This window comes from Corallococcus sp. CA049B (assembly GCF_003611685.1).
Classification (GTDB): Bacteria; Myxococcota; Myxococcia; order Myxococcales; family Myxococcaceae; genus Corallococcus; species Corallococcus coralloides.
On the sequence record NZ_RAWC01000274.1, the window covers coordinates 1 to 10,348 of the forward strand.

Genomic DNA, 10,348 nt, shown 5'->3' on the forward strand with positions numbered 1-10,348 from the left:
GGGCGGGAGGGCGCCCCATGGTAGGTTTGGCACCTCCATGTCCGCTCCTGCTTCGTCGCTCAAGGCTGTCATCGCCGCGCTGTCCGGCAACGTGTTGGTCACGTTCATCAAGTTCATCGCCTTCCTCCTGTCGGGGTCGGGGGCGATGTTGTCGGAGGCGATCCACTCGGCGGCGGATACGGGCAACCAGGTGTTGTTGTTCCTGGGGCTGAAGCGGGCGGCGCGCGTGGAGGACGACTCGCACCCGTACGGCTATGGAGGCGAGCGCTTCATCTTCGGCATCCTGTCCGCGTCCGGCATCTTCTTCGTGGGCTGCGGCGTGACGGTCTACCACGGCATCCAGTCGCTCCTGCACCCGCACGTGGCGGAGACGGGGCCGGTGACGTTCGGGGTGCTGGGGCTGTCGTTCCTCATCGAGGGCGGCGTGTTGCTGTTCGCGGTGCGCGGGCTCCTCAAGCAGGCCGCGGGCGAGCCCTTCTTCCGCTTCGTGCGGACGAAGGCCGACCCGGCGTCGGTGGCCATCCTGCTGGAGGACGGCGCGGCGGTGCTGGGCCTGGTGCTGGCGACGGCGGGCATCGCGCTGGCGCACGTGACGGGCAACCCGCTGTGGGACGCGCTGGCGTCGCTCACGGTGGGCGTGCTGCTGGGGCTCATCGCCATCTACCTGATGGTGGCGAACCGGGAGCTGCTGCTCGGCCGGTCGGTGCCCGCGGACGTGGAGCAGCGCTTCGAGGACCTGCTGCGCGCGCGCGTCAGCCTGGCGGACCTGCACGACGTGAAGACGCGGCAGCTCACGCCGGAGTCCTACCAGTTCAAGGCGGAGCTGCGCTTCAGCGAGTCCTTCGTGGCGGCCCGGCTGGCGGAGGCCCTGCCCGCGCAGGGGCTGCCCCCGGTGGGCGCGGAGCGCGAGCGCGCGTTGACGGACGCGGCCCGGCACCTCATCCGCACCCTGAGCGAGGAGATCGACGCCATCGAGGCGGAGGTCCGCCGCGCCATCCCGCAGGCGAAGCACATCGACCTGGAGCTGGAGCACCTGACCGCCGCCGCCGCCGAGGCCGCGGAGCTCCGCGCCCGGACCGGGTGAGTGAGCGAGCACGAGCCTTGTCTATAGGCATCCTCAAAGAAGAACTCACGCCCCTGTAGTGGCGGAAGCGTATTTCGTAAACAGGCGAGGGGCGCTTGGTGCGAGCAGGACGCTACATAGCCAAACTATTTTTTGGCGGGAGCCACGGGGAGCGGACCTCCTCGCAGATACTTGCCGTAGTCGCGTCGAGAGAGGACAGTGAAGCCTTTGAGCCGTGTGCGGTGGAACTTGCGCTGTGCCATCATGGCCCCATGCGAGATGTTGTAGTTCCCGGTCAACTGCTTAAGCACTTTGGCCCCGCGGAACAGGCACAGCATCAAGAGCCAATAAATGCGTTGGTCGGCACGTGGCAAGCCGGTGTTTACCGGCAAGTAAAGAGCGCGGTCGAGGTTGACGAAGACCAAGCCGTCCTTCGGAATATAGTCAGAATCTAAAAATTCGAAGTCTAAGTCGACGAAGTCATCCGAAGAGCTTGATGACAGCCACTTGATGCCCAATGAACGAATTTGACTGTCGTCGATGAGGATGCCCTCGGGGCCCGCAAGGCTATCAAGCATGGGCTTGAGTATGTTGTCTAAGTCGGCGCTTGCATCAGACTCGTGGCGCTTTTCCTTGTCGAGAAAGCAGGTGATTTCGAGCCTGACATCTCCGCTCAAAAGGTATTTGTATTGTGCCGTCTGGGCACGGATTGCGGATTGGAAGATTTTCAGCTTCTCCTTCGAGGACTGCACAGAGGCAACAGGGGATTTCACATTGAACTGTAGCCGTCCGAATATGGGAGGCTCGTCATACTGGCTGACACTTAGAATCCGGTTGAACTCCTTCTCATCCTCTTCTTCCTGCCTAGACATTCTGAGCCTCCACAAATCCCGACACAATTGGGGTAGGTAAACTTCCAGGTATGTTCGCATGAGCTGCTTGCCTGCTTTGGGGGTATTTTGAGTCCCGGATGCGAGACCAAGCGAGGAAGCTCATCGGGTACATCCACGAAGCGGACAAGGACACGGGCTTCATCACGCCCGTGGAGGACTCGATGGGGCGCCAGGGTTCGTCATCGCGGCGGGTGTGGGTGAAGCGCGGGCTCGCGGCGCTGCTGGCGTTGCCCCTCTCCGGCTGCGTGCTCTTCGCGCGGCCCATCCGGCCGGCACGCGCCTCCGACGCGGAGATGGCCCGCTTCCAGTTCCCGTTGGAGCTGCCCGCGGAGGGGCGCACGCAGACGCCCGCCCTGGTGGCGGTGGCGACGCAGCTGGCGATGGATGACTTCCGGCCGCTGGATGTGAAGCCGCACAAGGGCGCGACCGCGGACGAGCTGTGCCTCTACCGGCGGGACTCCTTCGACGTGTGGACGGCGCCGGGGCCGGAGGGCGTGATGTTCGTGCGCTTCGTGCCCCGGCAGGACGCCTGCAACTCCGAAGGGCCCGTGACGGACGCGAGCGCTACGTACGCCATCGACACGCGCCAGTGGCGCATCCTGTCCATCCAGCGCTAAGCCGCCGTCGCACCCGAGGGCGGCGCCTCTTCCGGCGCCGCGCGCGTCAGGCCCAGCACCTTCTCCCGCTGCGGCCAGGGCCACGCGCCCGTGACCATGGCCAGCTTGCCCGCGAGCACCGAGCACACCGCGACCTGGAACGTGCAGATGTACGAGATGATGCCCATGTCTCCGAACACCTGGTTCAGGTAGGACGCCACCACGCCCACGATGAGCAGGCACGCGGTCCGGTGCTCCGCCGCGTACGCTCGATGGTACGCGCGCGCCGCCAGGTACACCGTCACCACCAGGTACATCCACACGCCCGTGAACCCGAACCACCCGCCAAAGGCCAGGAGGCCCAACAGCGAGTTGTGCGGGTGGAAGCGGTACGTGGGGAACACGAACGCGATGTTGGGCAGCGGGTAGGGCTCCAGGAACTCGTGCCCGTAGCCCGTGCCGAACACGGGGTTCGTGTTCCAGGTGGCGATGAGGTTGAGGTTCTCGATGTCGCGGTAGTCCAGCTCTCCTTCGGCGTGCTGCCCCTCGATGATGGAGCGGAAGGTCGCCACCGGCTTGAACACGCTGCTGTTGGAGCTCCACCCCACCAGGAAGTACACGACCAGCAGCGGCGAGCACGCGATGAGCCCGCGCGTGATGAACTTCTTCAGCGGCGTCCACGGGTTGAAGAAGTACGCCGCGGCCAGGCCGCCCACGAGGCTCACGTACGCGAGCCGGCGGTCGTTGAAGAACATCCCGATGAACACCAGGATGATGATGAGGATGCCTCGGATGGCGTGGCCGGACTTGGGCCGCTCCAGCCAGCGCATGATGCACACGCTGATGGCGAAGATGAACGTCATCGAGTCCGAGTGGCAGGTCGTGTACTCCACCTCCAGGTGCTGCGACGGCACGATGACGAGCGCGAAGTAGGTGCTCACCGCGGACTTGGTCAGCGCCGCCGCGACGATGGTCTTCGCCACCAGGGGCCAGTCCTCCGGCCCGCGCAGGCTGTAGTGGTACATCATCGCAATCAGCGGGAGCACCGCCGCCTGGTGCCACTGCCAGAGCGAGTTCTTGATGTCCCCGCCCCGCGCGATGCCCCACACCTCCATCCACATGATGGAGAAGAACGAAATCGCCAGCACCACCGCCAGCGGACGGGGGATGGGCACCACCGGCGGATCAATCTTGGACTTCGTGGCCCGCCGGTAGATGCCAATGCCAATGGAGCCGATGATGAGCCCGTCGATGAGCGGGAAGCGCAGGGCGCCAATGCCCACCAGCTCATGCATCTGCGTGAAGAGCAGCTTGCCCAGCGGGAAGAGCGGCGACGGCCAGAACATCGACTGGGGGCGCTCGGGTGTGTAGTCCACCGCGAGCACCAGGTAGAGCACCGTGATGGCCAGGTAGCGCAGCGGCACCTTGAGGATGACCCACCCCACGGTGAGCGCCAGCACGGGCGCCAGGGTGACGATGGGGTCCCCGTTACCCACGGCAGCCGCACCCAGGGTGACGGCGCCCAGGCCCACGACCATGACGATGTACTGGAGCCAGGCGGCGGGCGAGGGTTTGAAGGCCATTCGAGCGGGGGGGAGGCTATATCCCGGGCCCGGGTTGGGATAGATGCGGAAGGCGTATGGCTGGCACCCGACCCCGCGTCCTCCTGATTGCTGAGCTGTGCAACCCAGACTGGGTGAGCGTCCCCCTGGAAGGCTGGTCCCTGGCCAGGGCGCTCGCCGAGGTGGCGGACGTGCACCTGGTCACCCAGGTCCGAAACCGCGAGAACATCCTCAAGCAGGGGCTGATTGAGGGGCGGGACTTCACGGCCCTGGACTCCACGCCGGTGGAGCGCCCGCTGGAGAAGGTGGGCGAGGTGCTGCGCGGCAAGGCGGGCGTGGGCTGGACGACGGCCACGGCGCTGAGCGTGCTGCCGTACTACTACTTCGAGGAGCTGCTCTGGCGGCGCTTCGGGGACCGCATCCGCGCGAAGGAATTCGACGTGGTGCACCGCTACACGCCCATCAGCCCCACGACGCCCAGCACGTTGGCGGCGCGGTGCGCGGAGGCGGGGGTGCCCTTCATCATGGGCCCCATGAACGGCGGCCTGCCGTGGCCCAAGGGCTTCGGGGACGCGCGCGTGCGTGAGCGCGAGTGGCTGAGCTACATCCGGGACGTCTACAAGCTGATGCCCTTCTACAAGTCGACGCGGAAGCACGCGGCGGCGCTGATGATGGGCTCGCGGGCGACGCGGGCGCAGCTGTCGCGGGAGTACCAGGACAAGGTGGTCTACATCCCGGAGAACGCCATCGACGTGCGGCGCTTCGGTTCGTCGAAGGCGGAGCCGCCGAAGCCGGGTGAGCCGCTGCGGGTGGCGTTCGTGGGGCGCTTCGTGCCGTACAAGGGCATGGCGATGCTCATCGACGCGGCGGCGCCGCTGGTGCGCGAGGGCAAGGTGCAGGTGGAGCTCATCGGCGACGGCGCGGAGATGCAGAACCTGCGCGCGCAGGTGGCGAGGAGCGGCCTGGAGAGCGGCGTGACGTTCGCGGGCTGGGTGAAGCACCAGGAGCTGCAGGGCCGCCTGTCGAAGAACCACCTCTTCGGCTTCCCGAGCGTGCGCGAGTTCGGCGGCGCGGTGGTGGCGGAGGCGATGGCGCTGGGGCTGGTGCCCATCGTGATGGACTACGGCGGTCCGGGAGAGATTGTCAGTCCGTCCACGGGCTTCGCCATCCCCATGGGCACGCCGCAGGAGATCGTCGAGCGCGTGCGCGGAGTCCTGGAGAAGCTGGTCGCGGATCCGTCCGTGATTGGCCCCATGGGCGAGCGCGCGCGGGCGCGCATCTTCAAGCACTTCACCTGGAAGGCGAAGGCGGAGCAGGTGCTGGAGGTGTATCGCTGGGTGTCCGGCGAGCGCGGCCAGCCGGACTTCGGAATGCCGCTGGCGGACTGAAGGCCGGGGGATGAGCTCCTCCCTGCTTCGCCGCGCCGTCCGTGGCTTCGCGGTCTACGACCTGTGCGTCACGCTTCCGTTCGCCACGCCGTGGACGGCGGGCGCGATGGTGGGCGTCATGGGCTGGGCGCACGAGGGCCTGGCGCTGGGCGGTGAGGCCGTGCCGGCCTTCATGCCCATGCACGTGTTCTTCGTCGCCCTCTTCGGGGTGCTCGCCGTCATGTGGGCGCTGGTCCGAGTCCTCCAGCCCACCGTCCTGAATGGCGCCATCGACACGGTGGGCCGGGGCCTCGTCTCCGCGTGGATGGTGCTGGCGCTCATGCAGGGGGCATCTCAGGTGCTTGGCGTGTTCCTCGTGATGGAGGCCGCGGGCATGTTCGTGCAGGGCGCGCTCCTGCTCGGTGCGAGGCGGAGCGTGGCCCCCGCGACGGGCGCCTGAGCGGAGGCCCTTGCCTCTGCACCAAGGTGCAGGGGTTACGGTCCTTCGCATGAACCCTGAACCGTCCCTGCTTCGCCGTGTCGTCTTCGCCAGCGCGCTCTACGACTTCTTCGTCACCGTCCCCTTCGCCACGCCGTGGACCGCGGACGCGGTGCTCGCGGGCATCCGCACCGTGCATCACGCCCTGGGCCTGGGCGGCGAGCCGCTCCCCGCGTTCACGTCCACGCACCTGTTCTTCGTGGCCCTGTTCGGCACCATCGTGACGCTGTGGTCCGTCGTGCGGCTCGTCCATCCCACCGCGTTCAACGGCGCCGTGGACACCGCGGGCCGGGCGCTGTTCTCCACCTGGATGGCGTGGTCGCTCACCCAGGGCGCGACGCGGGTGCTCGTCGTGTTCCTCGTGCTGGAGCTGGCGTGGATGTTCGCCCAGGGCGGTGTCATCCTCGGCGCCAGGAGGTGGCGTGGTGGCATCCCCGCGACGGCCCGTTGAAGCAGTCCCCTTGCGCATCGGCGCGCTCGCCCGTGAATCCGGAGTGAAGCTGTCCACGCTGCGCTTCTACGAGCGCCGCAAGCTGCTGCTGCCCATGGACCGCAGCGAGAGCGGCCAGCGCCTCTACGGCCCGGACGCCGCCATCCGCGTGCGCTTCATCCGCCGCTCGCAGGAGCTGGGCTTCACGCTGAAGGAGGTGTCCGCCGTGCTCGCCCTCACCGACCGGCGCGGCACCCCCACCCGCGACGTGGCCCGCTTCGCCGAAGCGAAGGTCCAGGCCATCGACGCGCGCATCGACGACCTGCGCCGCATGCGTCGCGCCATCACGACACTGATGGCCGAGGGCTTCTGCCCTCCGGACACCGTGTGCCCCATCCAGGCGTCGCTCGGCGCACCCGCGCATCCAGCGAAGCGCCAGGCCCGGCGGCCGGCGCTCAAGACGCGGACCGGCTGAGCGCGCCCCAAGCCCGGAGTCCACGGTACGCAGGGGAGACCCCTGCGCCCGGACCCACCGAGCGGACGCGCGCTACCGCCGCTCCGCCTCACGCGTGGTGCGCACCCACTCGCCGCGCTTCTCCGCGCCGGGGCCGCGCACCATCAGCCACACCTTCCACACCACGTAGAGGGGCGCCCACGCCAGGTCCAGCAGGCCGCGAGCCCCCACGCCGGACACCCACCAGCCGCGCAGCACGTACAGCGCCAGCGACATCAGCCCGAACGACGCCAGCGCGGACGCCGCCACCGCCGTGCCGCCGGACAGCCACACCACGCCGGCCGCCAGCACCGAGCCCGCCACCGTCGCCAGCACCAGCTGGCTCAGGGGCGGCACCAGCACGTCCATGGACAGGTCCAGCAGGAGCCCGCTCTTCTGCTTCAGCGCGTCGCTCAAGAGCGGCCACCCGTGCAGCTTGCGCATCTGCGCGCGTCCGCCCTCCCAGCGCTGGCGCTGCGAGCGGCTCTGCTTCTCCGCCGTGACCATCTCGCCCAGCACCTCCGCCTCCCAGGCGTAGTGCACGCGGTGCCCCGCGCGCGCCAGGCGGATGCCGTACTCCAGGTCCTCCACCACGCTGAACGCGTCATGCGGCACCTGCTTCAGCACCGCGTGCGTGAAGCACATGCCGTTGCCGCGCAGGCCGCAGGACACGCCCATCCGCTCGCGCCCCATGGAGCGCACGCGGTGGAACATCCCCAGCGCGATGGTCATCAGCCGCGTGCGCCACGACGCCGTGGGGTTCATCACGCCGTAGTGCGCCTGCACGCCGTGCGCCCCGTCCTCCAGCCGGCGGGCGAAGGCGTGCAGCAGGTTCGCCGACACCACCGTGTCCGCGTCCACCACCACCACCGCGTCCGCGAAGCCGTCACGCTGGCTGTGCTCGAAGGCGTGCGCCAGCGCGTAGCCCTTGCCGCGCTTCTCCGCGTCCTGGCGCTCCAGCACCGTGGCGCCCGCTTCCCGCGCCTTCTGGGCCGTCGCGTCCGAGCAGTTGTCCGCCACCACGATGATGCGCCGCAGGTGCGCCGGGTAGTCCACCGCGGACAGGTTCGCCACCGTCCGGGCAATGCCCAGCTCCTCGTTGTGCGAGGGGATGATGACGTCGAACTTCCGCACCGCCGGCGACGGCGGCACCGGCGCCGCCTTGCGCCCCGACAACAGCGTCAGGAGCAGCAGGTAGCCACAGCCCACCACCACCGGCAGCAGTCCCACGCACAGCGCCACGTCCACCCAGGTCCAGACCGTCACGACAGTGTCACCCCCGCGCCCGCGCCATCTTCAAGGACGGCCGAGCGCACGAACCTTCAGCGCCGTTCCAGCTCCGCCAGCACCGGCAACTTGAGCAGCCGCTCCACCTGCCACTTCTCCAGGACCCGGCGGCGCAGGATGTCCAGCGCCACCGCCGCGAACACCGCCAGCGCCACCCCGCCCACCACGCCCGCGATGGCGATGAGCTTCGGGTTCGGCTTGGACGGCTTCTCCGGGAAGAGCGCCGGCAGCAGCACGCTGTAGCGGTGCTTCATGGAGACCTTCGAAATCTCCAGCTCCGTCTGCGCCTGGTCCAACCGGCGCAGCTTCTCCTGGTGCCGCATCACCACCATGCGCATCCGGTCCGTGGCCACCGCCACCTCCGGATCATCCGGCGTGCCCAGCATCGCGCCCGCCATGGGCGCGCCAAAGCCCGCCGCCAGGCTCGTGCCCTCGGTCGTGGAATCCACGTCCGTGCCGCCCATGCGCAGGTACTCCTGGATGAGCGACTGCTCCTCGGAGCGCAGGGACGTCAGCTGCGGCGAGTCCGCCTGCATCGTCGCCACGCGCTGCTCCAAATCGACAATCACCGGGTGCTGCGGGGAGAAGACGACGCGCTGCTCGGCCAACTGCGCGCGCAGCTCCGTGAGGCGGCGGCCGCGGAACTCCTCCACGTCGCGGATGGCGCGGCGCTTGGCCTGCACCAGGAACTTCAGCTGCGCGAGCGCGTGGTCCGTCGCCAGCAGCGCCTGCCGCGCGCTGGCCTGCTTGGGGTCCGCTTCCTTCTTCTTCCGGCGCGCGTCCGCGGCCCGCACCGCGCGCTCCAGGTCCGCGATGGCCTGCTTGATGTTCGCGGCCTCGTTGGCCACCTGGCCCTGGAGGATGTTCACGGACTCGGAGATGGCGCCCATCTCCGACTCGTGGCGCATGTCCAGGAAGTTCTGCGCCGCGGCCTCCACGATGTTGAAGGCCATCTGCGGGTCGCTCCAGTCCACCCCGATGGTGACCGTGCCGCTGCCGCCCTCCGCCATCACGATGAGGCTGGTCTCCAGCATCGCGATGAGCGCCTCCTCCTTCTCCTCGTCCGTCAGGGGAGGCGGCGCCTTCTTCAGGTACTGCTCCTTCATGCGGCTCAAGGGCGAGCGCATGTGGTCCCAGTACTCGATGAGCTTCGCGTTCTTCACCACGGACTTGAGGTTGCCGCGGCTGAGCACCATCTCCCACGCGGCGCGCGTGGGTTGATCCGCCTCCACCGGGATGGAGCGGCCCGGGTTCACCAGCGAGGAGATGATGAGGTTGCGGTACGTCAGCATCCGCGTCTCGACGTGGTACTTGCGCGGCATCAGCTTCGCCGCCGCCGAACCCAGCCCCGCCATCACCGCGACGATGCACAGCCCCAGGAACCAGTGCCGGAAGATGGCCCTGCGCACGAAGCCCAGCCCGTCGAACAGGAAGCCCCAGTCGATGAGGTCCGCCGTACGTCCCCGAGCGCGAAGAGACGAACGCGCCGGCCTCTTCCGCGTAGGCCTTGTCCTCCGGCAGGTTGCGCGCGGACACCATCAGCACCGGCACGTGCGCGATGGCGGGCGTGCGGCGGATGTGCTCGCAGACGTCGTAGCCGGACACGTCCGGCAACGTCAGGTCCAGGCACACGAGGTCCGGCTTGAGCTCGCCGCTCGCAAGGTACTCCATGGCGGCCTTGCCGTTGGGCTGCTCCACCACGTTCTTCACGCCCATCTGCTGGAGCATGTCACGCAGCATGACGCGGAACATCGGAGAGTCCTCCACGAGGAGGACGGTGAGCTGTTGGAGCTCCATCACGTCTGACGCCTTTCCTTCCCTCACCCGAACCCGTACCTGGGCACGAGGACGAGCACGCCATATGCGTACGCCATGTTGAAGAGGGCCACCCACAGGATGGCCTTCTTCATCCCCCGCCACGGATGCGCATCGCGCGCGGCCGCACCGGGCAGCGCGATGGTGGCAATGAGGACGGACAGGAGGATGAGCTTCGCCATGGCGGGAGGCTCAGAGGATACCCGTTTTCTGGACCGTCAGTCCCAGCGTCGCGGACCACACCGTGCGGGCCGCCTCCACGTCGGGCGAGCGAGTCCAGGCCGCGCGGGTGTCCACCTCCAGGGTCATCCACCGGTTCACCGTCCAACCCGCGCCCACACCG

Annotated in this window: 11 protein-coding genes and 1 pseudogene; 6 read left to right on the plus strand and 6 right to left on the minus strand. The window is 68.3% G+C overall.

Annotation, left to right across the window (positions count from 1 at the left end; translation table 11 throughout):
- Positions 1-1,084: cation diffusion facilitator family transporter (locus D7W82_RS35380; protein ID WP_233588133.1), on the plus strand; the 1,084-nt coding region annotated here is incomplete at its 5' end.
- A gap of 125 nt (positions 1,085-1,209) precedes the next feature.
- On the opposite strand, the gene D7W82_RS35385 is transcribed toward D7W82_RS35380, so the two are convergent.
- Positions 1,210-1,935: a RusA family crossover junction endodeoxyribonuclease gene (locus D7W82_RS35385; RefSeq protein WP_158617784.1), complete on the minus strand. Its 726-nt coding sequence runs from the start codon at positions 1,933-1,935 to the stop codon at positions 1,210-1,212.
- A 98-nt stretch (positions 1,936-2,033) separates the two neighbouring features.
- Between D7W82_RS35385 and D7W82_RS35390 the strand changes: the two genes are divergently transcribed.
- Positions 2,034-2,573 carry a hypothetical protein gene (locus D7W82_RS35390; RefSeq protein ID WP_233588134.1) on the plus strand — a complete coding sequence of 180 codons (540 nt, stop codon included), beginning with the start codon at positions 2,034-2,036 and terminating at the stop codon, positions 2,571-2,573.
- Here the strand turns inward: D7W82_RS35390 and wzy are convergent.
- Positions 2,570-4,135 (minus strand): exopolysaccharide repeat unit polymerase, encoded by a 1,566-nt coding sequence (wzy, locus tag D7W82_RS35395; RefSeq protein WP_120622531.1) that lies wholly within the window; start codon positions 4,133-4,135, stop codon positions 2,570-2,572. The two genes, D7W82_RS35390 and wzy, sit on opposite strands and share 4 nt — an antisense overlap.
- 56 nt (positions 4,136-4,191) lie before the next feature.
- Here wzy and epsH point away from each other — a divergent pair, with 56 nt between their 5' ends.
- From epsH to D7W82_RS35415, 4 genes are read left to right on the plus strand one after another with little or no spacing between them, the layout of a single operon-like run.
- Positions 4,192-5,502: an exopolysaccharide biosynthesis glycosyltransferase EpsH gene (gene epsH / locus D7W82_RS35400; protein ID WP_120622532.1), complete on the plus strand. Its 1,311-nt coding sequence runs from the start codon at positions 4,192-4,194 to the stop codon at positions 5,500-5,502.
- A 10-nt stretch (positions 5,503-5,512) separates the two neighbouring features.
- The gene (locus tag D7W82_RS35405; RefSeq protein ID WP_120622533.1) at positions 5,513-5,941 is read left to right on the plus strand and encodes a hypothetical protein; all 429 of its coding nucleotides are present in this window, start codon (positions 5,513-5,515) and stop codon (positions 5,939-5,941) included.
- A 49-nt stretch (positions 5,942-5,990) separates the two neighbouring features.
- A complete protein-coding gene (locus D7W82_RS35410) occupies positions 5,991-6,431 on the plus strand; it encodes a hypothetical protein (protein WP_120622534.1) in 441 nt (146 codons plus the stop codon).
- A complete protein-coding gene (locus D7W82_RS35415) occupies positions 6,406-6,885 on the plus strand; it encodes a MerR family DNA-binding protein (RefSeq protein ID WP_158617785.1) in 480 nt (159 codons plus the stop codon). Before D7W82_RS35410 ends, D7W82_RS35415 begins: the two co-directional genes overlap by 26 nt.
- 72 nt (positions 6,886-6,957) lie before the next feature.
- Here D7W82_RS35415 and epsU read toward each other — a convergent pair whose 3' ends face one another.
- The 4 genes and pseudogenes from epsU to D7W82_RS41120 form a co-directional block, all read right to left on the minus strand.
- Positions 6,958-8,169: an exopolysaccharide biosynthesis GT2 family glycosyltransferase EpsU gene (gene epsU, locus D7W82_RS35420; protein WP_120622536.1), complete on the minus strand. Its 1,212-nt coding sequence runs from the start codon at positions 8,167-8,169 to the stop codon at positions 6,958-6,960.
- Between the two features lie 56 nt (positions 8,170-8,225).
- On the minus strand, positions 8,226-9,599 hold the full coding sequence (gene epsV, locus D7W82_RS35425) for a PCP family exopolysaccharide biosynthesis protein EpsV (protein WP_233588135.1): 1,374 nt from the start codon (positions 9,597-9,599) through the stop codon (positions 8,226-8,228).
- An 82-nt stretch (positions 9,600-9,681) separates the two neighbouring features.
- A pseudogene (locus D7W82_RS42240) lies at positions 9,682-9,987 on the minus strand (PleD family two-component system response regulator); the annotation flags it as partial.
- Positions 9,988-10,010: 23 nt separating this feature from the next.
- Positions 10,011-10,187 (minus strand): hypothetical protein, encoded by a 177-nt coding sequence (locus D7W82_RS41120; protein WP_167508149.1) that lies wholly within the window; start codon positions 10,185-10,187, stop codon positions 10,011-10,013.
- Positions 10,188-10,348: the final 161 nt, after the last annotated feature.